The 24,700-nt window shown below is 45.6% G+C and carries 25 protein-coding genes and 1 pseudogene; 12 read left to right on the top strand and 14 right to left on the bottom strand.

Annotation, left to right across the window (positions count from 1 at the left end):
* Positions 1-98: 98 nt before the first annotated feature.
* The 3 genes from V7728_RS04490 to V7728_RS04480 form a co-directional block, all read right to left on the bottom strand.
* Complete coding sequence (locus V7728_RS04490) at positions 99-320, bottom strand: alpha/beta-type small acid-soluble spore protein (RefSeq protein WP_007408043.1); 222 nt, start codon at positions 318-320, stop codon at positions 99-101.
* Between the two features lie 80 nt (positions 321-400).
* Positions 401-1,606: a tRNA uracil 4-sulfurtransferase ThiI gene (gene thiI / locus V7728_RS04485; RefSeq protein WP_099567008.1), complete on the bottom strand. Its 1,206-nt coding sequence runs from the start codon at positions 1,604-1,606 to the stop codon at positions 401-403.
* Between the two features lie 3 nt (positions 1,607-1,609).
* Positions 1,610-2,755, bottom strand: coding sequence for a cysteine desulfurase family protein (locus tag V7728_RS04480; protein WP_099567009.1), 1,146 nt, complete (start codon positions 2,753-2,755; stop codon positions 1,610-1,612).
* Positions 2,756-2,948: 193 nt separating this feature from the next.
* Here V7728_RS04480 and brnQ point away from each other — a divergent pair, with 193 nt between their 5' ends.
* On the top strand, positions 2,949-4,289 hold the full coding sequence (gene brnQ, locus V7728_RS04475) for a branched-chain amino acid transport system II carrier protein (protein WP_015240382.1): 1,341 nt from the start codon (positions 2,949-2,951) through the stop codon (positions 4,287-4,289).
* Positions 4,290-4,402: 113 nt separating this feature from the next.
* On the opposite strand, the gene ezrA is transcribed toward brnQ, so the two are convergent.
* Complete coding sequence (gene ezrA, locus V7728_RS04470) at positions 4,403-6,094, bottom strand: septation ring formation regulator EzrA (protein ID WP_099567010.1); 1,692 nt, start codon at positions 6,092-6,094, stop codon at positions 4,403-4,405.
* Between the two features lie 195 nt (positions 6,095-6,289).
* Between ezrA and hisJ the strand changes: the two genes are divergently transcribed.
* Positions 6,290-7,102, top strand: coding sequence for a histidinol-phosphatase HisJ (hisJ, locus tag V7728_RS04465; RefSeq protein WP_099567011.1), 813 nt, complete (start codon positions 6,290-6,292; stop codon positions 7,100-7,102).
* On the opposite strand, the gene refZ is transcribed toward hisJ, so the two are convergent.
* Positions 7,092-7,715, bottom strand: a complete 624-nt coding sequence (gene refZ / locus V7728_RS04460; protein WP_007408038.1) for a forespore capture DNA-binding protein RefZ — start codon at positions 7,713-7,715, stop codon at positions 7,092-7,094. The two genes, hisJ and refZ, sit on opposite strands and share 11 nt — an antisense overlap.
* 125 nt (positions 7,716-7,840) lie before the next feature.
* On the opposite strand from refZ, the gene V7728_RS04455 reads away from it, so the two are divergent.
* Positions 7,841-8,323: a GAF domain-containing protein gene (locus V7728_RS04455; RefSeq protein ID WP_007408037.1), complete on the top strand. Its 483-nt coding sequence runs from the start codon at positions 7,841-7,843 to the stop codon at positions 8,321-8,323.
* A 34-nt stretch (positions 8,324-8,357) separates the two neighbouring features.
* On the opposite strand, the gene V7728_RS04450 is transcribed toward V7728_RS04455, so the two are convergent.
* Positions 8,358-10,106 (bottom strand): sensor domain-containing diguanylate cyclase, encoded by a 1,749-nt coding sequence (locus tag V7728_RS04450; RefSeq protein WP_099567012.1) that lies wholly within the window; start codon positions 10,104-10,106, stop codon positions 8,358-8,360.
* A 290-nt stretch (positions 10,107-10,396) separates the two neighbouring features.
* Here V7728_RS04450 and rpsD point away from each other — a divergent pair, with 290 nt between their 5' ends.
* Positions 10,397-10,999: a 30S ribosomal protein S4 gene (gene rpsD / locus V7728_RS04445; protein ID WP_003152406.1), complete on the top strand. Its 603-nt coding sequence runs from the start codon at positions 10,397-10,399 to the stop codon at positions 10,997-10,999.
* Between the two features lie 252 nt (positions 11,000-11,251).
* Positions 11,252-12,622 (top strand): aldehyde dehydrogenase, encoded by a 1,371-nt coding sequence (locus tag V7728_RS04440; RefSeq protein WP_099567013.1) that lies wholly within the window; start codon positions 11,252-11,254, stop codon positions 12,620-12,622.
* A gap of 137 nt (positions 12,623-12,759) precedes the next feature.
* Here V7728_RS04440 and V7728_RS04435 read toward each other — a convergent pair whose 3' ends face one another.
* From V7728_RS04435 to hmpA, 4 genes are all read right to left on the bottom strand, one after another.
* Positions 12,760-13,317 carry an SMI1/KNR4 family protein gene (locus tag V7728_RS04435; RefSeq protein ID WP_099567014.1) on the bottom strand — a complete coding sequence of 186 codons (558 nt, stop codon included), beginning with the start codon at positions 13,315-13,317 and terminating at the stop codon, positions 12,760-12,762.
* Positions 13,318-13,654: 337 nt separating this feature from the next.
* On the bottom strand, positions 13,655-14,062 hold the full coding sequence (locus V7728_RS04430; RefSeq protein ID WP_015240390.1) for a hypothetical protein: 408 nt from the start codon (positions 14,060-14,062) through the stop codon (positions 13,655-13,657).
* A gap of 853 nt (positions 14,063-14,915) precedes the next feature.
* Entirely contained in the window at positions 14,916-16,436 is a 1,521-nt protein-coding gene (locus tag V7728_RS04425; protein ID WP_406741333.1) for a collagen-like protein, read from the bottom strand.
* 1,131 nt (positions 16,437-17,567) lie between these two features.
* Positions 17,568-18,758, bottom strand: a complete 1,191-nt coding sequence (hmpA, locus tag V7728_RS04420; RefSeq protein ID WP_007408758.1) for an NO-inducible flavohemoprotein — start codon at positions 18,756-18,758, stop codon at positions 17,568-17,570.
* 160 nt (positions 18,759-18,918) lie between these two features.
* Between hmpA and V7728_RS20465 the strand changes: the two genes are divergently transcribed.
* The 4 genes from V7728_RS20465 to V7728_RS04405 all read left to right on the top strand — a co-directional run bounded on the left by V7728_RS20465 (position 18,919) and on the right by V7728_RS04405 (position 20,182).
* Positions 18,919-18,990, top strand: coding sequence for an SWIM zinc finger family protein (locus V7728_RS20465; protein ID WP_141137932.1), 72 nt, complete (start codon positions 18,919-18,921; stop codon positions 18,988-18,990).
* A gap of 5 nt (positions 18,991-18,995) precedes the next feature.
* Positions 18,996-19,223, top strand: coding sequence for a hypothetical protein (locus V7728_RS04415; RefSeq protein ID WP_007408759.1), 228 nt, complete (start codon positions 18,996-18,998; stop codon positions 19,221-19,223).
* A 169-nt stretch (positions 19,224-19,392) separates the two neighbouring features.
* Positions 19,393-19,902: a type 1 glutamine amidotransferase domain-containing protein gene (locus tag V7728_RS04410; protein WP_007408760.1), complete on the top strand. Its 510-nt coding sequence runs from the start codon at positions 19,393-19,395 to the stop codon at positions 19,900-19,902.
* 151 nt (positions 19,903-20,053) lie between these two features.
* A complete protein-coding gene (locus V7728_RS04405; protein WP_007408761.1) occupies positions 20,054-20,182 on the top strand; it encodes a hypothetical protein in 129 nt (42 codons plus the stop codon).
* Positions 20,183-20,197: 15 nt separating this feature from the next.
* Here V7728_RS04405 and V7728_RS04400 read toward each other — a convergent pair whose 3' ends face one another.
* The 4 genes and pseudogenes from V7728_RS04400 to V7728_RS04390 all read right to left on the bottom strand — a co-directional run bounded on the left by V7728_RS04400 (position 20,198) and on the right by V7728_RS04390 (position 22,514).
* Complete coding sequence (locus tag V7728_RS04400) at positions 20,198-20,950, bottom strand: SGNH/GDSL hydrolase family protein (protein ID WP_007408762.1); 753 nt, start codon at positions 20,948-20,950, stop codon at positions 20,198-20,200.
* Between the two features lie 197 nt (positions 20,951-21,147).
* Entirely contained in the window at positions 21,148-21,375 is a 228-nt protein-coding gene (locus tag V7728_RS04395; protein ID WP_038462250.1) for a hypothetical protein, read from the bottom strand.
* Positions 21,376-21,422: 47 nt separating this feature from the next.
* Positions 21,423-21,473, bottom strand: a pseudogene (locus V7728_RS20460) (hypothetical protein); the annotation flags it as partial.
* 171 nt (positions 21,474-21,644) lie between these two features.
* Positions 21,645-22,514 carry a cation diffusion facilitator family transporter gene (locus tag V7728_RS04390; protein ID WP_099567016.1) on the bottom strand — a complete coding sequence of 290 codons (870 nt, stop codon included), beginning with the start codon at positions 22,512-22,514 and terminating at the stop codon, positions 21,645-21,647.
* A gap of 222 nt (positions 22,515-22,736) precedes the next feature.
* Here V7728_RS04390 and V7728_RS04385 point away from each other — a divergent pair, with 222 nt between their 5' ends.
* The 3 genes from V7728_RS04385 to V7728_RS04375 all read left to right on the top strand — a co-directional run bounded on the left by V7728_RS04385 (position 22,737) and on the right by V7728_RS04375 (position 24,667).
* Positions 22,737-23,543, top strand: coding sequence for a TrmB family transcriptional regulator (locus tag V7728_RS04385; protein ID WP_007408765.1), 807 nt, complete (start codon positions 22,737-22,739; stop codon positions 23,541-23,543).
* A 72-nt stretch (positions 23,544-23,615) separates the two neighbouring features.
* A complete protein-coding gene (locus V7728_RS04380; protein ID WP_003152395.1) occupies positions 23,616-24,347 on the top strand; it encodes an AzlC family ABC transporter permease in 732 nt (243 codons plus the stop codon).
* Positions 24,344-24,667, top strand: coding sequence for an AzlD domain-containing protein (locus V7728_RS04375; RefSeq protein WP_007408767.1), 324 nt, complete (start codon positions 24,344-24,346; stop codon positions 24,665-24,667). The genes V7728_RS04380 and V7728_RS04375 overlap by 4 nt, the downstream gene beginning before the upstream one ends.
* The last annotated feature ends 33 nt before the right edge of the window (positions 24,668-24,700 follow it).

Here is a 24,700-nt window from a genome sequence, read left to right as displayed (position 1 = left end):
AATAAAAATATGCATAAATTGCTTCCCGCCTTCTATCTATACTCATGAAAAAAGAGCGGGGAATTCCCCGCTCTCTTAGCCATTATGTGAAGTTGTGATTAAAACTGCTGCTGGCTGCTTCCGCCCATGCTTTGCTGAGCAAAAGAGACAAGACGTTTTGTGATTTCTCCACCGACAGAACCGTTGGCGCGAGAAGTTGTTTCCGGTCCAAGGTTTACACCGAATTCAGAAGCGATTTCATACTTCATTTGGTCGATAGCTTGAGCAGCGCCTGGCACTAAAAGCTGGTTGCTGTTTCCGCTGTTTGATTGTTGTGACATGTGTATCACCTCCTTGTGAGTATAGAATGTGATAAAACACATGTCTTCATTCAAAAAAACTTTGGTAATTGTATACAGTTTTAAAACAGGCCGGCAAACTTATCGTGAGCTTCCTGCTCCGAGTAAACAGTGATGGTTTCGATGCCGGCAGCGGCCTCTGCAATCAGCGGTTCAAAATCAACGAAGCTTTCGAAGTGCTCGATTTTTTCTTTTTTCGGGCGTGTTTTCGGACTTGGCGGCGTAAAGATGGTGCAGCAGTCCTCAAACGGCTGAATGCTTGTTTCATAAGTGCCGATTTCTTTTGATTTCTCGATGATTTCTGTTTTGTCCATTCCGATTAAAGGGCGTAAAATCGGCGTTGCCGTCACCGCATTGATCGCATACATGCTTTCAAGCGTCTGGCTCGCTACCTGCCCGAGGCTTTCTCCCGTAATGATCGCGAGCGCTTTCCGTTCTTCTCTGATTCTGTCCGCGATTTGCAGCATAAGACGCCGCGTCGCCGTCATCGTATAGTTCTCCGGGATTTGTTTTTGGATGAGTTCCTGCGTCTTTGTAAACGGCACGATATGAATTGTCATACTGCCGCCGAACTTCGCGAGGCATCCCGCGAGATCCATGACTTTCTGCTTTGCCCGTTCGCTCGTATACGGCGGACTGAAGAAATGTACGGCTTCAACTGATAATCCCCGTTTCATCGCGTAAAAACCGGCGACCGGACTGTCAAAACCGCCGGAAAGCATCAGCATCGCTTTACCCGCGGAACCGACAGGAAGGCCTCCGGCGCCTTTTTCGTTACGAATGGTCAGGAACGTCGCTTCCTCCCTGATTTCAATCCGAAGCGGAATATCGGGATGTTTCACATCGACGGTTAATCCATCCGTGTTTTTCAAAATATGGCCGCCGATTTCAGCGTTCATCGCATTCGTATCTAATTCAAACTGTTTGTAAGCCCGTTTGGTCTCGACCTTAAACGTATTCCCCGGTTTATATTCGCCTTCTATCGCGGCTAAAGCCGTTTTTTTTATGTCTTCCAGCTTGCTTTCGCATTTAATTGCGAGACTAAAGCTTTGAATGCCGAATATATTCTTTAATAAGGAACAAATTTCCTCCGGGTTTTCTCCATTAAGTGTAATTGACATCCGGTCCCGGTTTGAAAAGTATTTTACTTTTTTATAATCCTTTAATACCAGGCGGATATTCTGTTTTAATCTTTCAATAAAACTGCGTCTGTTTTTTCCTTTTGTGGATATTTCACCAAAACGGATTAAAATATGATCGTAATTCATATGCTACCTCATCATTTTTTTTAGTTTTTGAACAGCCGGCGCCAGCGCGGCCATAAACGGCTCTGTGATGTCAGCCGTATGGCTGAAGTTCAGGCTGACTCTGATGCTGCTTGATGCAATCTGTTCGCCTTTATTCATTTGCAGAAGAACACGGCTCGGTTTGTGCTCTCTTGCCGAACATGCCGCGGTTGTGGAGACATATATTTCTTTTTCCTCAAGCATGTGCAGCAGCACTTCCGCCTTCACGCCCGGAACGGAAAAATTAATGATATGCGGCGCGCTGTTTTCAGCGGGGGTGTTGATAACGACCCCGTCCGTCCCGCTCAGCCTTTCCATGAGCGCATTCTTGGCAGCCTCCACGGAAGAAAGCCGCTCGTTCATGTCACGCGCGGAAAGATTGATCGCTTTCGCAAGGGAAACGGCGCCTGCCGTGTGTTCCGTTCCGGCGCGGACACCTTTTTGCTGCGAGCCGCCCGTGATAAGCGGAATGAGCCGCGTTCCTTTTTTCACGATAAGCGCTCCTGTCCCTTTTAAGCCGTGAAACTTATGCCCTGAAACGGTACAAAGGTCAATGCCCGCTTCTTCTATAGACAGCGGAACTTTATGAATGCCCTGCACATGATCAACATGAAACAGAATATTCCGGTGCTGCTTCAAAAACCCGCCGATTTCCTTTACGGGCTGAATGGAGCCGACTTCGTTATTGACATGCATGACGCTGACGATTATCGTATCCGGCCTGATAGCCGATTTGACGTCTTTCAAAGAAACGAAGCCGTTTTGATCGGCCGGAAGATATGTGACTTCAAAGCCGAACAGCTCTGTCAGCTGATCAAGTGTCTCCGTCACAGAAGGATGCTCAATCGCCGAAGCAATGATATGCCTTCCTTTACTCATGTTTGCCCAGGCCGCTCCCTTTAACGCAGCGTTATTCGCTTCAGTCGCGCCTGATGTAAATACAATATCATAATTTTTTAAACGCAAGGTTTTTTTTATTTGCTGAGCGGCCGCTTCAAGGAGCTGTTCCGTCTCAGTTCCTAACCGGTGCAGAGACGAAGGATTGCCGAAATACCGGCTGCTCGTCTGTTTATACACTTCCAAAACCTCTTCATACGGCTCGGTCGTTGAGCTGTTGTCTAAATATATCATTTTTTTTACTCCTTTAATGAAAACGGTACATCGTATGATATTTATGCTACCATAACAAAAGTAAATATAAATTCGCAATAAATCGAGTATTGACTTCTCTGTACATTGCCATATAATAAGTAATGTTCGTTTTGTTATATTATCTGACAATTAATTGACAGAATATTTCAACATAGTATTTAGGAGGATTTTTATGAAACACTCACTACCTGTCAAAGATACCGTTATTATCGGTTTCATGCTTTTCGCACTTTTTTTCGGGGCAGGAAATATGATATATCCGCCGGAGCTCGGGCAAGCGGCGGGGCATAATGTCTGGAAAGCGATGGGCGGTTTCTTACTGACCGGCGTAGGTCTGCCGCTTTTGGGTATTATCGCCATCGCATTAACGGGCAAAGACGCAAAAGGGCTTGCCGATAAAGCTCATCCGGTATTCGGGACTATTTTCACCGTTGTGCTTTATTTATCAATCGGGCCGCTTTTCGCGATTCCGAGAACCGGAACCGTTTCATATGAAATCGGTGCAGTTCCGTTTTTAAGCGGCATTCCGGAAAGATTATCTTTATTTGTTTTCACGTTGATCTTTTTTTCTATTACGTATTATTTAGCTCTTAATCCTTCCAAAATCGTGGACAGAGTCGGAAAGATTTTGACTCCTATTAAATTCGGTATTATTTTAATCATCGTTGTAAAAGCCATTGTCACTCCGATGGGCGGACTGGGCGCCGTACATCAGGCATATTCCGGAACGCCGGTGTTCAAAGGATTTTTGGAAGGCTATAAAACAATGGACGCGCTCGCCTCGATTGTCTTCGGCGTCGTTGTCGTCAACGCTGTTAAAAGCAGGGGCGTCACCCAGCGTAAAGCGCTCGCCGCCGCTTGTATTAAAGCGGGTCTGATTGCAGCGGCAGGTTTGACATTCATTTATTTATCTTTGGCCTATTTGGGAGCGACAAGCACGGACGCTGTGGGGCCGCTCGGCGAAGGCGCAAAGATTTTATCAGCTTCATCTGATTACCTGTTCGGTTCACTGGGAAACATCGTTCTCGGCGCCGCCATCACCGTTGCGTGTTTAACGACAAGCATCGGGCTTGTCACATCTTGCGGCGAATATTTTTCAAAATTGATTCCCGCTTTATCATACAAAATGGTGGTTACGATTGTCACGCTGTTCAGTCTGGCGATTTCAAATTTCGGACTTGCTGAGATTATTGCATTTTCAGTTCCTATTTTATCAGCCATTTACCCGCTGGCGATTGTCATTATCGTCCTTTCCTTTATTGATAAAATCTTTAAGGAAAGACGCGAAGTCTATATCGCCTGCCTGATCGGAACAGGGCTGTTCAGTATCTTGGACGGTTTGAAGGCAGCAGGCATTCCGCTCGGATCATTAGATTCATTCTTAAACGCAAATCTTCCGCTTTACAGCATGGGAATCGGCTGGGTGCTTCCGGGCATTGCCGGAGCGATCATCGGCTGCATTATCACGTTTTTTACCAGCCCGCCCATCGAATTAAATAAAGCAAAATCGTAACATTCAGCGCCTGCGGTTTGATGTATATCAGCCGCAGGCGCTTTTTATATTCCGTGAGAAACTAAAAAACTGCACCTCTGATTTCCATCAGGGTGCAGTTTTTGCTTATGCGTCTATGAAGCAGATTGATCAGCTTTAATTTTTTTCACGGCGCCGGGAGCTGCTTTTTCAACAGCATCTGCCGCCATCTCATAAGCTTCATTATAGCTGTAAGCATAAAACAGCCGTTCCGCTTCTTTCAGCTGTTCGGATAAAATATGATTCTGGCTTCGGAAGCGGTTGCCGTATTGGATGATTCGCTCAATCAGCTTCACCTGAATCACAAGATCTTCCGCCTCTTCGCTGACTTCCTCAACCACCTTTTCGGCTTCAGCCAGATGTTTGGCGGCTTCCTCCATGTTCAGCGGCAGCTCTTCCAATTGGCTGACGGTTTCTTCTATATGATGATTTGCCGTCTCGAGCTTGTCCTTGACTTGTTCAGGAATTCCCGGCACGTTGCTTTTTTGCAGCATTCGGGCCGTGTCAGAAATGGTTTTCCGAAGATGCATCAGCGTTTCCCGCGCCAGCAGTTCTTCTTTTCTGAGCGCCTGCAGATTTTCACGGTATTCGGCATGTTCTTTCTGAGCCTCTTCCATCTGCTTTTCGATGGCCTCGACTTCTTCAATCAGCAGCGAGTAAGCGACATGCTCGCCGTCAAGCTTTTCTCTCGCCTGCTCAAGGAGCCGGCCGATCGTTTCCAGCTGTTTTTCGAAGGCATGCTGCCTGCTGATTTCTCCCGCCGTCAGCTGATAGCTTTCCTTGACGAGCTCCGTTTCGGTTTTTGTGCGGTCTTTTTCTTCCTCAAGCTTCTCATACGCGATGATCAGCTCAGGCATTTTGCTTAATACGGACTGTCCGGCTTCCACTTCGCCTTCCAGCTGTTCATACATCGATTGAATGGTTTCATCAATCAGCTGAAGGATGGCGGACGCTTCGTCGACATCCAATTCTTCTAAAAGCGCGTTTTCGGCCCGTTTCACTTGATTTGTGAGTGTATCCAGCTCTTTTTCGATTTGAATATGCTCCAGTTTGTAGCCTTTTTCTGTCATTTCCCGGTAGCCGTCTTTCAGCTTGGCAATTTGGTTCGGCACGGTCTGTTTACAGTCCGCAAGCAGTTTCGGAACGTCATCTATGTATGTCTGAAGCTGATCCAGTCTGCGGTCCTGTTCAAGCAGCACTTTTCTCGCTTTGATGTAATTGCCGCTTTCCGTCTCTTCTTCGAACTCTTTTATCCCGCTCCAGATTTCGTCGAGATCCGTCTCCAGGCTGTTATAAAGCTCTCCGTAGAGATGGCTGTACGCCAGAAGGTTTTTCCGCGCTTTTGAATACCGCTCACGCACCTGTTCAATCTCTCCGCGGCTTTTTTCCTCGCTCGTCACAAGGTCGCTGATCTCACGCAGTATGCCTTCTATATTTGATTCGGCTGCAGTGAGGAGGTCGTCGATGTGGACAAGCACCTGATTCGCTTTTTTAAACCGGTATTTGTCGGCGTTCTCTTCGGCATCATAAAGGAGCTCTTCTACTTTCGGCAGATGGGCTGTGACAATTTCATCCCACTCCTCGCGCCATCTTTCAAAGAACTCTTCCGTCTCTCCGGTCATTTTCAGATGTTTGATCTTGGACATTTCTTCCACTATCGAACGGTTTAAAATTTCAATCTTCCATGATTCCAGCCGGTCAATTTCCGTATAAATTTTTTTCCTGAAAAAGTAGCCCGCCGCAAAGAGCGCGAGCAGTATAACCAATAATCCGATGACTAACTCCATAATGAGCCCCCTTGTTGTTCTCTTAATCTGTCAGGGTGTTTTATGTATTCAGAAAGATTTCAATATATGTATTGAGAAAATCTGTCGTTTTCATTGTTATTATGATACCATGTAACCAACATTTTTTGACCAGAAATCAAAAACTTTTTGCATAATTTCGGCAGGATTCTGCAATTTTTTAATGGAGTGACACAAATGGAAAAACGAGACGCTCATATCCACACCCCTTTTTGCCCTCACGGCTCGAAGGATGCGCTGAAACAATATGTCGAAAAGGCCCTGGAAAGAGGCTTTGACTCGATCACATTTACAGAGCACGCCCCCCTTCCTCCGTCATTTCAAGATCCCGTACCGCTTCAGGACAGCGCGATGGATCTCAGACAGATGGAGGTTTATTTGGAGCGGCTGTCACAGCTGAAAAAGGAATACGATGGACAAATCAGCATTCTGACTGGGCTAGAAACCGATTTTATCATAGGGTATGAAGAGGAAACCGCGGCGTTTCTGAACACGTACGGCCCCTCACTGGATGACGGCATTTTATCCGTTCATTTTTTGAAGACCGGTCCGTCTTATATATGCCTCGATTTTGACGAGCACGCCTTTCAGCAGCTTGCCGACCGCTTCGGAAGCGTTGAAGCCGTATATGAACAATACTATGAAACCGTGTATTCTTCCATTGTAACACCGCTCGGCCCCTTTAAGCCAAAACGGGTCGGCCATATCACGCTCGTCAAAAAATTCGCGCGCCTTTTCCCTTACAGCATGTCACCTCAAATAAGAGAGCTTGCGGCCCGCTGTCTTGACGCCGTGAAAGAACACGGAATGGAGCTGGATGTGAATACATCCGGGCTCAGAAAGAAATTTGCCGGGGAAGTATACATGGAGGATTGGATGGCTGAGACGGCGAAGCAAAAAAAAATCCCGCTCATATTCGGGTCGGACGCCCATCAAGCGGAAGATGTCGGCAGTTCCTACGAAACGTACAAAAACATCATTACTTCATAAGCGCTGCATCAGGCCGTCGGAACACGCTTTCGATCCAGATCTTCACCTCTTCAAAATACCTTTTATAAAAGTACGGCTCATGAGGCTGCATATAGAGCACCTCCGTAATATATTGAGGCTGGAGATACGGCATCATCAAGAGGGATTTCAATTGCAGAATAAAATGCGGCACGGGCAGCGTCAGCCGCCTGTGGCGTGACTGCCCTTCTTCAATCACCAGCTGGAAAATATATTTTTCTTTCATTAAGTAAGTAGACATAATTTCCCTGATAAGCACGGAATCAATCGTCACTTCCCGGTATACAAACCGCGTTAATTGACGGTTATCGTGCTGATAGGATAAAATATCGAAAATCACCCGCAGGATGCGTTCCTGCGCGTCTTCACCGTTCATACTGACGGCGGCTTTTTCCAGCGCTTCAGTATAGCCTTCGTAAAACTCGGAAACTAAATGTTCCATTAATCCGCCTTTCCCTTTAAAATAGTAGGAGATGTGCGCAACATTTACATCAGCTGACTTTGCGATTTCACGGACGGACGTGCCGGAATAACCTTTTTGGTTAAACAGCTGGACAGCGGCGTTAATAATTTTGTCTTTGGTGCTTACTTTCATACGGCTCACCCCTTTATGTGTAACAATTCAAGCAGAAAGGCGCCGTTCCTGTAAGAACTTCTCGACAAATGCCGGCAGAACGGCCGGAACTTTGTTTGATATTATAGAAAAAGTGAGGGTTTTCCATGTTTCATGTCGAAAAACAATCCGGAGATAAAGAAAAAAGTTATCAGCTTCTGCTTAAACAGCTCGAAGCCATGACAGAAGATGAAACGGATGCGATCGCAAATTACGCGAATGCGTCAGCGCTTTTATACCATTCATTACATGAAGTCAACTGGGCGGGGTTTTACTTCGCTAAAGAGGGCGAGCTCGTGCTCGGACCGTTTCAAGGACTTCCTGCCTGTGTGCGCATTCCGTTCGGCAGAGGCGTATGCGGCACTGCCTACTCTAATGGCGACGTGCAGCGGATTGCCGATGTGAATGCGTTCCCGGGACATATCGCCTGTGACGCGGCTTCCCAGTCAGAAATCGTTCTCCCGATCCGCGTAAACGGTGAAGTGATCGGTGTGCTGGACATTGACAGCCCCGTGAAAAACCGTTTTGATGAAACGGACGAAACCTATTTAGCAAAGTTTGTTGAAACGCTTGAAAAACGATTAGGATAAAAAAAGGAGCCCGGCCGGCAGGCCGGCTCCTTTTTTATGTCGTCGTGCTGTTTTGATGGATGATCAGCCGGTTTTTGCCGTTCCGTTTGGCGATATAAAGCGCCTCATCCGCTTGCTGAACGAGCAATTTCAACGGCATCGGGCCGGTCTTTGACCAGCAGGAAACGCCGCAGGAAATCGTCACGCGCGGCTCGGTATTTTCCCGGATGGCGCTAACCAGCCTTTTAGCGATGCGTTCTCCGGATGACACGTTGATATTCGGCAGATAGACAGCCAGCTCCTCGCCCCCCCACCTCGCAGCGACATCATGCTCACGAATATGGTTCTTCATAACGGAGGCCACCTGAATCAGGATCGAATCTCCCGTTTGATGACCGTATGTATCATTAATATTTTTGAAATTATCGATATCAACGAGGATGAATACACCCCGTTTATGAATTTTCATGCTGTATTGAATTTTCTCATCCAAATAGGTTCTTGAATACAGCTCCGTCAGCTGGTCTGTCTGAACAAGATGCTCAAGCCTGTCGCGCAGCATGGAGTTCGTAACCGCCAATGTCGCATGGTGAATGAGCGCTTGAAAAAGTTTATACATTTCAAACGTAAAAGCATACAAATCCTTTTTCAATAAAATCGCGAACCCGAAGACGGTGTCATTTTCGATCATCGGCACCGCCATCAGCGAGCCGAAACCGTTTTCGCCGAATACAGTCTTTCCGCTGCCGATAAACACGCCCTTTTCTCCCTCGAACAGCTTTTCTTTCACAATGCTGATATAGGGGTTCGCACGTTCTGTCTTAAAAAAAGCGGTATGTCCCGGAAGCAGATTTTGCGTCTCAAAATGATCAATATGAAAAAAAGCCACTTCTTCCGCATGAAACGATTGGGTCATAATGGCGGCGAGCTCCCGCATCGTATCAGTGAGTCTGAGGCGCTGATTCAGCTGGCGCGATGTTTCATTAATGAGCTCCAGATTCGCAATGCTTTTTTTCGATTGCTCATAGAGCTGCGCATTTTCAAATGCTTTTCCCGCTGCGCCCGCAAGCAGCAGCATTTCACTGAGAGTACTGCACGAAAGAACGGCATCCTGCAGCCCCTCCGTCTTCAGAACCCCGTAAGTCCCCTGCTGGCCTTTGATCGGCAGATAAGCAGATGACCTGCCTTTTCTGAGCAGTCTCCCCGATAAATAAACCTTCAGGGCAGACGGATCGGCATCTTTTCCGTCCATATGTAATTCTTTTGCGGGAAGCTGTCTGTCCGTATCCTGATCCTGCGTGATAAACAGTGAAAAACGGAAAGACCGGAAAGCCGTACTCAAACTTGCCTGCAGTTTTTCCAAAACCTCATTTTGGTCCAAAAGCGAATGGAACATTTCTGTCATTCTGTGAATTTTCCGCTGATGCTTCGTTTTGTCAAACAGCCCGCTTTGTCTCACAGATTGATTAATAAACTGAGTAACGATCTCAGGCAATGATTCCGGGATCGGCAGCCCGCCTTCCGAGCACAGATAAAAGGATCTGCCGGAGGTCTGATTCCTGATAATAAAACGGCCGTCACTCTCTTTCAGCGGAGCATAATGCGGTTCATCTTCTGTTTTTATGGTGAAACGTGTTGATTCTGCCGGTGAAAGGGTCAATGAAAGAGATGTAAAGCAGGATTCTAGAGCTGAGGCCAGCCATAACAGCGAGTCGGATAATGAGACGGATTCAGATTTCGTTAAGAAAAAAGAAAGCATTTTCTGATGAAAGGCCGTCACTTCATCAATTGTTTGTTTTTTCATTTTTATCACCTAAACATGTACTACTCATTTTTGTACATTATATCATAAACCGGCACTCTTCATGGAGAAATGGTTGACGGCGGCGGAGAAAAATCATATAATGTTCTTTGTGTGAAATATTGCAGCCTTTTTGTTCAGCTTCTGTGTTTGCATTTTGTTCCTTAGCTGTAAGGTGTATCGTGTAACTCTCTGCTGCTGGAGCGAGGATACATGAAAACAAAATGTGCACGGTCGGATCGAACAGACGGTTTTTATTTTCCACAAAATAAAACCAAAGGAGGAGTCACATTATGGCTCGCTATACAGGTCCATCTTGGAAACTGTCTCGCCGTTTAGGAATCTCTCTTAGCGGTACAGGTAAAGAATTAGAAAAACGCCCTTACGCACCAGGTCCCCACGGTCCGGGACAGCGTAAAAAACTATCAGAATACGGTTTGCAATTGCAAGAAAAGCAAAAACTTCGTCACATGTACGGTGTAAACGAACGTCAATTCCGCACATTGTTTGACAAAGCTGCAAAAATGACTGGTAAACACGGCGAAAACTTCATGATTCTTTTAGATGCACGTCTTGATAACGTTGTGTACAAGCTCGGTCTTGCGCGCACTCGCCGTCAAGCTCGCCAATTAGTTAACCACGGTCACATCCTTGTTGACGGAAGCCGCGTTGACATTCCGTCTTACCAAGTAAAACCTGGTCAAACAATCGGTGTTCGCGAAAAATCAAGAAACCTTTCTATCATCAAAGAATCTGTAGAAGTAAACAACTTCGTTCCTGAGTACCTTACTTTCGACGCTGAAAAGCTTGAAGGTACATTCACTCGTCTTCCAGAGCGCTCTGAGCTTGCTCCGGAAATTAACGAAGCGCTTATCGTTGAGTTCTACTCCCGTTAAGTAAAACGCTCTTTAAAGAGCATTGGATTAAACCCCGGACATGTTGTGATGACAATGTTTCCGGGGTTTTTCTTTTGGGCTGTCAGAATAATGGACAGATGCTCCTCTCTTTATTAAAAAAGCCCCTGTCCGGGGCTTTTTTTATGTGCCTACTGGCTTTTCAGCTACATGCACATTAGAAACCCCCATTTGACAAGCAGAAGAAACTTTCCACATAATAAATCACCATACCTTACAAAAAGGAGAGACGAAATGAACAGCATCCCCTCTATCGTCAGCAAGCACAAAGCCTATTTTGCGGCGGGGCATACGAGACAGCTAGAAACGAGACTGAACATGCTGCAAAAGCTGAAACAAGCCATCAAAACACAAGAAGCCGATATAACAGCCGCTCTCTATCAGGATCTCCACAAATCCGAACAGGAGTCGTACACGACAGAAATCGGAATTGTACTGGAGGAAATCAGTTTTGTGATGAAGCGGCTGGGAAAATGGATCAAACCGAAACGAGTCAAAACGCCTCTGACTCACCTAGGCTCGAAAAGCATCATTATCCCTGAGCCATATGGAACCGTTTTGGTGATTGCGCCTTGGAATTATCCCTTGCAGCTGGCGCTTTCTCCGTTGATTGGAGCCATTGCAGCGGGGAACACGGTCGTTCTTAAACCGTCAGAATATACCCCGGCGGTTTCCGCTGTTCTTTCCAAACTCATCAGCAGCGTTTTTCCGAGTGACTATGTCGCTATGGCGGAAGGCGGGCCCGACGTCAGCACTGTGTTATTACAGCAGCCCTTTGACTATATTTTCTTCACTGGAAGCGTTGCCGTGGGAAAAATCGTCATGGAGGCCGCCGCCAAACAATTAATTCCCGTTACCTTGGAGCTCGGCGGCAAAAGTCCCTGCATTGTCCATAAGGATGCTGATATACAGCTTGCCGCCAAACGCATCGTCTTCGGGAAATTTACAAATGCAGGGCAAACCTGCATCGCACCGGATTATTTATTTGTCCACCAAGATATCAAAACGAAGCTCACAGAAGAAATGAAGCGTGCGATCAGCGAATTTTACGGCCCTCAGCCTGAACAAAATCCGCAGTACGGCAAAATCGTCAGTGAACGCCACTATCAGCGGCTGCTCAGCTTTCTAAATGATGGCGTCCCGCTCACAGGCGGACAATTTAATCCTGATCACCACAAAATAGCGCCGACGATTCTAGATCAAGTGAAGGATGACTCTCCAGTGATGCAGGAGGAGATTTTCGGGCCGATTCTTCCGCTGTTTACATACGGTGATATCGATGAAGTCATCGAGAAAGTCCAATCGCGCCCAAAGCCGCTCGCTCTGTATCTCTTCACCACAAACAAAGAAACTGAGCGCACTGTTTTAGAGAATCTGTCGTTTGGCGGAGGCTGCATCAATGATACGTTAATGCATGTTGCGACGCCGTATTTGCCATTCGGCGGCGTCGGGGAAAGCGGCATCGGGAGCTATCACGGATTTGACAGCTTTAACACGTTTACGCACAAAAAAAGCGTCGTCAAACAAACGAACCGCTTCGACTTCGCTTTCCGTTATCCTTCTTCCAAAAACGGGCTGCGAATGATTCGGAAAATACTTAAATAAAAAAGCGCAGAGTATCTGCGCTTTTTATAAATCCTCTATACACCAATTAATCGGTTCGTCTCCTAAATTAAACCTATTTTTAAAAGTTCAAATCGAAGTCTAATAGTAAAAATGAACCAACCCAACTGTAGGAAAGGTTAATCCTCATCACCCTGGTGAGTCCTATAATAATTTTCAGCAGTATAGATATTCCACTCCCAAAAATCTGCTCCTTGAGACATGATATACCTATCTAAAAATATCTCAAAATTAAGTTGAATTGGTTCATACTCAATAAATCCGCGGAACCATAAATAGTTTGGATCTGTGGACATTTTGGTTTTGTGAATTAACAAATAACATCCGTCTAACAGATGTGCGACGGGAATAAACTGAGGCTCTAAAAAACCATTTTGCATATACTTTTCAATCTCTTCTAAATTAAGAATATGCAATCCCCCACCCACATTCTCACCGTAAATCAACAAATCAAATATTCTGGCTCCGTTATGCAATTTTAAAAAGGTTTTATAATCTTCAGGAAGTGAGACTTTTATTTTCTTCTCAAAACTCTCAATCTCCAGATCTGTTGCACCTTTAGAGAAAGTACATTCTGTCTCTAAAAGAGTTCCTTCATTCCCTAAAATTTTTAAGCGGCCTTTTTCATCAATTAATTCTTTTAGACCTTGGAGCGTTTTTTCAACAAAAACTGCCATTGAGCCACCTCTTACTTATTAATATTTATCCCACCAAGGATTTAATAGATTTTGGTGCATATCACGAGGGAGAGGATACAAATTATTAAAGTTATTTTTTCCTCCATACTTTAGCGGAAGCACATGGTGAATATCGAATGAACTCCAATTCCACTTTGGATCAACTTTGTCTGTTTAGGATAATATGACTTTGAGTATGATTTACCTGCTTTAATATTTTTACCTAAAAATTCTCTGTTATGGAGAAAAACCCTTCCGTATTTTCCGCTATAAGTGTTACTTTCATATAAATCGTTTCTTGCTTCGATAACTATCGGCTTTTCGCCAACTATGCTTGCTATTTTAATTGTGGTTGTGTGGATTTTTTGTTGGGGTCATATATTGTTGTGTAGGACATCGTAACTAAGCTAGCTGCTTTAGTGTGCGCTTTCTCTTCTTTTTTCTCAACGACTGGCACATTAACAATGTTGTTTTCTTCTTTAGCTAAGGGGTTCTTATAGGTAATTTCATTGTGGCTATCCTGTTTGGCAAGTTGTCGTGCCTCCTTAATGATGGAAGCCTGGCCATCATTATTGCTCTTAGCCACTCCATTCTTATCTACTGTTAAAGTTTCTTTTTCTTCAAAGGTTACTGGTTTTGCTAATCCAAACGAGTGCTCTTGTGTTGCTTTCGTTTGCGGCGAAAATCCAATAGCAAACAATAGAGTTGCGACAAGTAAACAGATTGAGTTTTTTAACAACCTCATACAAATCCTCCTTCATTTGTTTTCTGGTCTATCATGCTATATTTTTACTTTTATTTAAACAATTTGAAAATTAACCCTGCTCCCTTTAATAGGAGTTCCTTTTTGAGAAGTCCTAAAGTAACTGTTTAGTAGAGATTCGCGCTTTGCTTTTGTTTTAACCCTAAATGCCGTCAGGAATCATGGATTGCATATGCCGTTTGTGAGCCATATACGCCGTTAATAAGTTCTTTACCTTTTTATCTAGGCAATGATGGAGATCTGCTGACAAGCCTAAATCCGAACTGAATTCCTGTAGTTGCGCTGCCATGTCTTTTTTATGGATAATAACAGGGTTGAGATTTGGCACCCTTTCAGCCGCACACCTCACATTCTTTCCTAATTCCTCTAAGGCTTGACTAATTATTTTATGTAATCCCTCCAATCATATTCTTTCTAAACTGCCCCCGTACTCAGTCGTTAACCGCCAATCGTTTATCCCGAGATTTACCGGACGCAGTTTACAGAGAACATAAAACTTTTTTCATTACTCGAGAGACGAATACTGCCATAACTTTCTGGGAATATTTGATTTGTAAGAGAATACTGCTGCTGTACCACCCATAAGAGAAAAGCCTCCTACTGTGTTGACTCGCTTAACAGTTGGAGGCTTTTGTCCTTAAATTTAAAGCACCCTCCCCTGCGGGAAAGTGCCTGCCTGTTTATTACCTATTACCATAATACCTTATATAAAAAAATTAGATGAGTTTGCTTATATTTTAAATTTCTTCATCCTTCTAAAGCTGTATATTAAGCTCTATAAGCTTTTTTAAGTCATTCTCATTTCTTGTTTAATATGGAGATTTAAACCACTTATCTAATTTAATTTTTTGAGAACAATAGAAGCGTTTACGTTTGTTTGCGTTCCCCCTGCTAAAGTTTGAAGAGTAACTGCTGCTGCAGAAGTATGATTTACAAGAGTAAGAATGTCACCTGCTGCTAGAGTAATTATGGCCTGACCATTGTTCTGTTGAGTACCAGCTCCTGAACCGTAAACTGTGTTCGTCACCGGCCCTCCATTTACAAATAAAGTGAATTGGTTAGGCTCTACACCCGAGACTGAAAAAGTGACCTCGTAATCTCCTGGAGTGGTTACTATAATTTGAGCTGTTCCAGGGGCATGTGTAATGCCAGCAGTAGTGATTCCAGTTGAGTCAAAAATTACCGGAGCCTCTATAGCTACCGTTTCTGCACTTAGATTGTACACATAAGCATATTCTGATAGCCCAGATCCTGTGGCTCCGGTTGCTCCGGTTGGACCGATAGCTCCTGTGGCTCCGGTCACTCCAGTGACTCCCGTCGCTCCAGTTACCCCGGTCGCTCCAGTGGCTCCGGTGGCTCCGGTAGCTCCGGCTGCTCCCGTGGCTCCGGTGGCTCCGGTGGCTCCGGCTGGTCCGGTTGGACCGATATCTCCTGTGGCTCCGGTCACTCCAGTGACTCCCGTCGCTCCAGTTACCCCGGTCGCTCCCGTGGCTCCGGTTGGACCGATAGCTCCGGTCACTCCAGTGACTCCCGTCGCTCCAGTTACCCCGGTCGCTCCGGTAGCTCCGGCTGCTCCCGTGGCTCCGGTGGCTCCGGTGGCTCCGGCTGGTCCGGTTGGACCGATATCTCCTGTGGCTCCGGTCACTCCAGTGACTCCCGTCGCTCCAGTTACCCCGGTCGCTCCCGTGGCTCCGGTTGGACCGATAGCTCCGGTCGCTCCTGTGACTCCCGCCGCTCCAGTTACCCCGGTCGCTCCCGTGGCTCCGGCTGCTCCCGTGGCTCCGGCTGCTCCCGTGGCTCCTGTGACTCCGGTTGGACCGATAGCTCCTGTGGCCCCGGTCACTCCTGTGGCTCCCGCCGCTCCAGTTACCCCGGTCGCTCCCGTGGCTCCGGCTGCTCCCGTGGCTCCTGTGACTCCGGTTGGACCGATAGCTCCGGTCGCTCCTGTGACTCCGGTTGGACCGATAGCTCCGGTGGCTCCGGTCGCTCCTGTGACTCCGGTTGGACCGATAGCTCCGGTGGCCCCGGTCACTCCTGTGGCTCCGGCTGGTCCGGTTGGACCGATATCTCCGGTGGCCCCGGTCACTCCAGTGACTCCCGCCGCTCCAGTTACCCCGGTCGCTCCGGTGGCTCCCGCCGCTCCAGTTACCCCGGTCGCTCCTGTGACTCCCGCCGCTCCAGTTACCCCGGTTGCTCCGGTGGATCCGGCTGGACCGATAGCTCCTGTGGCCCCGGTCGCTCCGGCTGGTCCGGCTGGTCCCGTGGCTCCGACTGGTCCGGCTGGTCCTGTAACCCCTGGAATCCCTCGCACCCCTCGTAATCCTCGTTGTCCTACAATAACTTTTGTATAACAGATGGGACAGCACTTACAGCAGTTTGGTTTCGGTAGTTTTTGTTTACATTTAGGGCATCTTCTATGCTGATCATAACCCATCAGCTGCTCATCTCCCTTAATGATTAATATATCATTATAATATGTTTAATTTATAAATAAGTGAGCACTAGTTTGATCCTCATTAAGTTTGTCAGCTGATCTTATATTATTTATCAATTTCTGTTTATAAATAACTCTTCACATTATTGTAATCCCTATTTGAATCGATGGGGACGCAGAAATATTTTGCCTTCCAGTCTACACTGCGGATTTTATCTGTTTCAACAATAAAAATTACATATTTGGCAAAAAATCTTCTCTTTGATGCGTCTGACCGTTTCGCGGGAAACGCCAGAATGCAGAGCGATTTCACGATATTTCACCCCGTCTACTACAAAGACAGTCCGGTGTTTCTCGTCAACTATTTCTTCAGTAGCTCACTCAAGAAAATCAACAATAGATTCACATTTCCAGAGCCATTTTTCTCGGCGGTCCACTTGGCGTAATTCTGCCTGACGTTCGCCCTCTGATCCCCTCGGCATCCCCGCTTCATCTCAAATCGATTCTCAGATAAAAGAGCATCCCCAAACCTTTTGTTTAATATCAGTAAGCATAGATACAACCCCTCCCTGTACCGATTCCTCAAAAAAGTTACTCACTCTATTATTCCCCTCCCTATACTGCTATCACAAAACCCGAATATATAAATCCCATTGTATCCTGAAACTTTCATTTCTATCAGTTGTTATTTTTAATTTTAAAATACCGATTCCTCTTTTTGCTTTTGCCGCTCGTACACTAGCAAATAAGCGTTCATCCTGTCTTTAAACTTCTTTTACAAGTAAAAGGTCAGCGTCTCTTCCGGATTATGCAACCGTACCGTTTTTTTCTCACACACCAAAAATCCGAGCAGCAGGATAAGTGAGCAATAAACTCGCGGGCCATATGTTTTTAACATGCGGCACTTATTTCATTCGATAATTAAGCGAGTTGAGACAAAAAGTGGTTTTCCTCTACAGAGTGATTCCTCAGCAACCCTTCCTTGCAAGAGAATAAAAAAAGCACCCAGTCCGGATGCTTCATACATTAAAATCATCGTCCTTCCTTCTTCAATCACACCATACTCAGCTGCGGTTCAAATAATTCATAGTGAATGGATTCCGGCGGTGTATTGAATTCAGAAATCAGCTTTTTCATTTCTTTAATGAATGACGGTGATCCGCACAGGTAAAAATCAGCATCTTTATCTGTCATCACTTCTTCTAACAGCTGTTTGTCAATCCGGCCTTCCCGAAAACGAATGTTTTCTGAACGGTCTTGTTCGGACGGCTCGCTGTAAATAAAGAGGGTGTCAACGGATGAGTGTTCCGCGGCTTCTTCAGCTTCATGCCGCAACGCATGATACTCTCCGCTCCTTGCCGCATGGATAAAGAGAACGTTTCGCTGCGGCTGGGTTTTGGCAACCGTCTTTAACATGCTGATCATCGGGGTAATTCCGACACCGGCACTGATGAGAACCAGATTCTTTTTGGAATCAGGGTCTAATACGAAATCCCCGGCCGGAGCGCTGATCTCAATTGAATCCTTTTCGTGTAATTGGTCATGCAGATATGAAGAAACAATTCCGTCTTTTTTCACGGAAATCCTGTAATAATCCTTACCGGATACATCCGACAAACTGTACTGGCGGATATGCGTATAACCCGTGTCCGGAATGTATACTTTTACACTGATATACTGTCCCGCTTTGAACTCGGGGAGAACTTGTCCGTCTTCCGGTTTTAAATAAAACGACGTTATCTCCTTGCTTTCTTTTACCTTTTTATCAATTTTAAACGCCTTATAGTCTTTCCAGCCGCCTTTTTGCGTTTCCGCTTGTTCATACATGTCCTTCTCAATTCCGATAAAAGCGTCTGCAATGACGCCGTATGCTTTTTCCCATGCCTGAATGACCTCAGGAGCAGCCCCGTCTTTTAGCACATCCTTTATCGCGATTAACAAGTACTTTCCAACGATTGGGTAATGCTCGGGTTTAACACCGATACTCCGGTGTTTATGGCTGATTTGTTTGACGACGGGAACGATGTTTTCCAGCCGGTCAATATTGGCTGCGGCTGCAATCACAGCATTCGACAAGGCCGTACGCTGTGTTTTTTTCTTTTGATTCGTCTGATTAAAGATATTCAGCAGCTCAGGGTGATGCTGAAACAGCAGGTCATAAAATCGGCCTGTGATTTCTTCACCATGCTCTTCTAAGACCGGCACTGTGCTTTTAATGATTTCAATCGTTTTTTCATCGAGCATTCTAAAAATCCCCCTAAAGATGTATACATCTCGATTGACCTGAGAAAAGAATCGTTTTTGAATTCTTTTTTATAGATTTCCCCGCTCAAAAAGGGTTAGCCGTTCCAATTTGAGGCGGATTCAGGAAAAATCAGAAAAACGAAATTGCAGCTGAAAAATTGTGGACTTGCCATGGTGTACTTGTCCGATGCAAAATCCTCCTTGTCAGCATTTAATAAAGTACGGGAGGTGAGATGAATGGGTAAAAAATCGAAAGTGTATTACTGTGACCCTAAGTATATTGTGACTGACAAGTATACTGACAAAGAAGTGGTTTACGTCCATCCCATCAAACACATTAACAGAGAGCATATCCGTTATGTTCCCCGCCACGTTTATAAGGAAGAAACAATTCACGAAGTCATTGATCCGGGCGATCCGGGGAAATGCGGGTGTAAAAAGCAGAAAAAAAGACGCAAAAAGTAATTGGTTCGATTTCTTGCCTTATCTCAGGTTAAACACGTAAGTTTAAGCAGACCTCCGTACCTTTTGGCTCCTCTTTTTCAGAGGGGTCTTTTTTCATAAGCAAATACGTTGTGAGGCGGGAATCTGCCTGATATTCTTGTCATATACAAATTCACAGGAGGCATGATGTATGAGCAAAAAAATCGCAGTTCTGATGACAGATCAATTTGAGGATATTGAATATACAAGCCCGGCGGAAGCATTTAAAGAAGCGGGCCACAGTGTGGTGACAATAGATTTGGAAGCTGGGAAAGAAGTGACGGGCAAGCACGGTGAGAAAGTAAAGATCGATCAAGCGATCTCAGACGCAGACGCCAAGGAATTCGATGCGTTATTGATTCCCGGAGGCTTTTCACCGGATCTTCTGCGCGGAGATGACCGCCCGGGTGAATTCACTAAAGCATTCGTGGAAAATCAGAAACCCGTTTTCGCGATCTGCCACGGCCCGCAGCTGCTGATTGATACCGACCTTCTTAAAGGAAAAGATATCACGGGATTCCGCAGCATCCGCAAAGACTTAATCAATGCCGGCGCACATTATAAAGATGAAGAAGTCGTCGTGAGCCATAACATCGTAACAAGCAGAACACCTGACGATTTGGAAGCCTTTAATCGTGAATCATTGAACCTGCTGAAATAAGAGAAAAAAAGCACAGACCCGTTTAGTCTGTGCTTTTTTTATGGACTTTTCACCGGCTCTCAAAAAACACCATCCGTTAGACTATTCTCCGGCCCATCCATCATAAGTAAAATAAAAAGAGAATGTTTTAAAACCCGACGGGAGGTTCGCTATGTGGATGATCATTTTGCTGCTTATCATTTTAATCGGTTTTACCGGTAATATCGTCTCGCTTTTGAGAGCGCAAAAACACGCATCTCAAAGAATAATTGAGCTTTTAGAAAAGCAAAGCCGAAAATAATCTGTTAGCGCTGTGTTACCCATAATAGTAATAATAATTCCGGCAGATTTCCTGAAATATGATTTGATGCCCTTTCTCGTTCGGATGAAGACCTTCTGACATGCACATGCTGCGGAAAGCGGGATTATATGGGTCGATGAGATCAGTATCAAATAGATCGGCATATGGTACAGAGAGGAGTGTGCAGGCTTCTTTTTGGGCTTTCACATAGTCAGCCAGCTTCAGGCCCAGTTTATTTTTATCAGTATCACGGCGGACGATTTTTCCTTTTGACATTTTTGCTTGTCTCGTTGGGGTCACCACAATGATGCTCGCGCCTTTATTTCCGCTTCGCAGCTGCTGAATCACTTGGCAGAAGCCTCCGTAAAATGTGGTGATATCCTTTTCATCTGTGCCGATGGGAATGTGGTTGCACCAATCATCATCTGTTCCCTGGACAATGATGACATCATGTCCCTTTGTTTTAAGCGCCTGCTGATAAATGTTATCGCTTCCGTTGTTGCTCATATTAACGCCGCTGACAGACAGATTGGTTATTTCAGCGTTTGTCCGGTCTTTCAGAATGTCACCAAAGCCGTATTCCGCACGCAGCCCCCGGGCGACGCTGTCACCTAAGATCGCGATTTTTGAAGCCTTCCGCAGCCTGCTTATGCTGATGAAGTCAACGCTGATATGCCCGCTGTCCGTGATATGCAAAAGCTTGCTGCTGATGTTTGGCAAAGAGACTGTCTTTCCTTCAGAGTTATAAAAATCCTCATTCAGCTTCATTCGGCGTCATCCCTTCCTTTTTACCCTCCGGCATCTTTTTTAACATAAAAAACGGACACGAACAAACAGCGCCATGTTGTCAGTTCAGTGTCCGCAGATGATGATACTGGATCTTTTATGCAGTTCTCTTGCCATTATAGCAGATCCCCGTTACTTGTAATAGAGTCTGCAGTCAGCATTTAAAACAGCGTTTGCGGCTACGTTTTTGATGAGACCGTCTGCTGCGGGAACGGTGTGTCCGGCGATGCGTCCGTCTTCTGCTGCGGGAACGGTGTGTCCGGTGATGCGTCCGTCTTCTGCTGCGGGAACGGTGTGTCCGGTGATGCGTCCGTCTTCTGCTGCGGGAACGGTGTGTCCGGTGATGCGTCCGTCTTCTGCTGCGAGAACGGTGTGTCCGTTTTCTGCTGCGGGAACGGCGCGAACATTTTTTAGAAACCGGTTCTTGGTATAAATACTCCCCTAAACCTTCTCTTTCCGCAACGGCAACTCCATGTTCAATTTCTTTAACAGAAATAGCGTTCAATTCTGTTCACCTCCCTTTTTCTTTACAACATAACGTATGAAATGAACCCCTCACGTGTATAAGCTTATCTCTCATATGAGCGAGAAATAGTCATTTATACAACAAAAAGACCCGTGGGAACGGGCCTTTTGCAGGCATTTTGCCGGGAACAAAAGCAAACTTAAGATCGATTTATTTCTTCCTCTCGCTCTCCGGCTCGGGGTGAATCATTACCTGTGCTTGTTTGAATTCATTCGTAATATCTCTTTCAATGCGGTCACACAGGTTATGCACGTCTTTAATCGTCACGTGAGAGGCTACGACCAGGTGAAAATCAATATACTCCTGCGGGCCGGAGCGCCTTGTACGAAAATCGTGAATTTCAATAAATTCCTGTTGAAATGTTTCAATAATCTTTAAAATTGTTTTTTCTTCCTCTTCCGACAAACGGGTATCAATCAGCGGCGGGAATGCTTCTTTCATTAACTTAAACGCTTCATATATGATATACACCGCCAGCACCATACCTATAATGGGATCAAGTATGTACCACTCCGTTACGGTAACGACCAAAAGACTTGCCGCTACGCCTAATGATGTGTACACGTCAGTCAGTAAATGCAGGGCATTTGATTTCATTGCCACGGAATTAACCTTTTCGGCTTCTCTTTTTACGAACTTCGAAACGATCAAATTAATGAGAGCCCCCGCAAGCATCACAACAATTCCCAATACGGGCAGATGAACCGGCGCCGGGTTCACCAGTTTTTGAACGCATTCATATATCATCCAAATCCCTGCCGCAAAAATCAGAATCGTCTCGATAGTCCCCGACAGATTCTCGACTTTTCCATGACCGTACGGATGCCCTGTATCAGCCGGCTTTTTTGAAATCCTGACGGAGATAAAGGCAATGAAGGCGGCGATCAAATCTAAAAAAGAATGAATGGCTTCAGAAAGTATCGCGACAGATCCGGTTATTATACCCACCACTATTTTGAGCATGACGACCAGGGAATTGCTTATAACCGATAAAAAAGCGATTTTAGAGGTGTTTTCCACCGTGATCCTCCTCTTTTTAACTTCTTGAATTTATCGTATCAAACGGCATTCGTGTGGGTCTACGGCAACGTTTTTCACAAAAGCCATACATGTAACTCACCATAAACTAAGTTGGAAAGCGACAAAACAGGCGCATCTTTCTTTCAGCACTCAAGTCCCATTGACAAGATATAACCGCTTACATTATAGTAGTTTCATGAATAACCACTACGGAGGATGTTTATGGAGGATGTTCTGAAAGAATTACAGAAGTTTGGATTTTCTCAATATGAATGTAAAGCATATATCGGCTTGTTGAAACACTCGCCTGTTACCGGATATGAAATCAGCAAAAGGTCAGGCGTCCCCCGCTCAATGATCTATGAAGTATTGGGGAAATTAGTTGATAAAGGCGCTGTCCATATTGTGCCGTCTGATCCGGTTACATATGCTCCGCTTGCCGGAAAGGAATTAATCGACCGGCTCCGGCACGATTTCGAGAGCTCATTCGGCTACCTTGAGGAAAAGTTATTGGCACTGGAAAGCGAGCAGGAGATGAATGTCATCCGCCGCATCAGCACGAATGATCATGTCATCAATGAGATGAAGGATATGATTGAAAAAGCCGAGGAAGAGTTGTGGCTGTCTGTCTGGGAACAGCAGATTCCCTTTATTCAAGAAGCCGCTAACAAACGCGCCGCCGAACAATTGCCCGTCTTTTCGATTGTGTTCGGCCCTCCGGAAGTGAAGCTCGGAAATACGACAAATCATAATATGTCTCCTGAAGTGGCGGAGAAACGGATGGGCGGAAGATTAACGATAGCTGCCCGCGATAATAAAGAAGTCTTAATCGCCAATTTTTCTCCGCAGACGAATGCCTGGGCCATTAAATCAGAAGATCCCGCTCTCGTTCTCGTGGCCATGGAATATATGAGGCACGATCTGATGTTCGCGGAGCTTGTGAAAGAAGTCGGGGCTGAGAAAGTTGAAGGCCTGATGAAACAAAACCATTCGTTATTTCATGTCGTCACCGGAAATCGGTTCATATAAATGTGAACCGTATTTTCTTTGATTTTTTCATTAGTCGTTATCATTATAATCTCTATGAAAGGAGTATAAAAAATGATTAACACAGAAGTGCAAAAAACCGCCGTTTCCCGGGAAATGAACGATACGTTTTTACAGGGGGTGCGGGATTGTGTGCCTACGCTGCTGGGCTATATGAGCATCGGTTTTGCTTTCGGCATCGTTGGCGTTGCCTCTCATCTAAGCATTCTTGAAATTTGTTTGTTATCTTTGTGTGTCTATGCCGGCGCCGCCCAATTTATTATTTGCTCGCTCCTTGTTTCCGGGAGTCCGATTTCCGCCATTATTTTAACGACGTTTATCGTCAATCTGCGGCACCTTCTGCTGAGCCTGACCATCGCGCCGTATTTCACGAAATACTCTTTGGCGAAAAATATCGGCTTCGGGGCTTTGCTTACTGACGAATCTTTCGGAGTAGCGGTGAACAAAGCGGCTCAGAACGGCAGGTTATACGATAAGTGGATGAACGGCCTCAATATAACCGCTTACATGTGCTGGGTTATTTCCTGCGTGATGGGCGGGCTTCTCGGACAATGGATATCTGATCCTTACGCGCTCGGCCTGGACTTTGCTTTGCCCGCTATGTTTGCGGCGCTGCTTGTGCTGCAATTGCAATCGTCCGCTTCGGAAAAGCTGAAGCACAGCCTCTCCTTAATTCTCTATATGATCATTTTTATGGTCTTGTTATCGTATTTCGTCCCGTCACACATCGCGGTCATCGTCTCAACCGTGATTGTGGCAACGATCGGGGTGGTGACGGACAAATGAGCATCAGCACACAAATGATCTGGATTATACTCGGCTGCATGATTGTTACACTTGTGCCGCGCATTGTTCCGTTTATATTTGTCCGGAACATTCAGATGCCTGAGTTGGCTTTAAAATGGCTCTCCTTTATTCCGCTTTGCATTTTGACGGCTCTGGTAACGGAAAGCATGATTGTGAAAACAAACAGCGCTTTGACCTTTGATTGGAAAGCAATGATCGTTCTCATCCCGACATTGCTTTGCGCGATGCGGACAAAAAGCTTATCCATCACGGTCATCACAGGAGTCGTGCTGATGGCCGCCGTCAGGCTGATATGGTGACAATCAAAAGCCTCCATTCCGCAGAATGGAGGC

It is taken from the genome of Bacillus sp. JHAA (assembly GCF_036961585.1).
Lineage (GTDB): Bacteria > Bacillota > Bacilli > Bacillales > Bacillaceae > Bacillus > Bacillus velezensis.
Note: the sequence above shows the minus strand (reverse complement) of the source record. Positions and strands in the feature narration are given on the sequence as shown.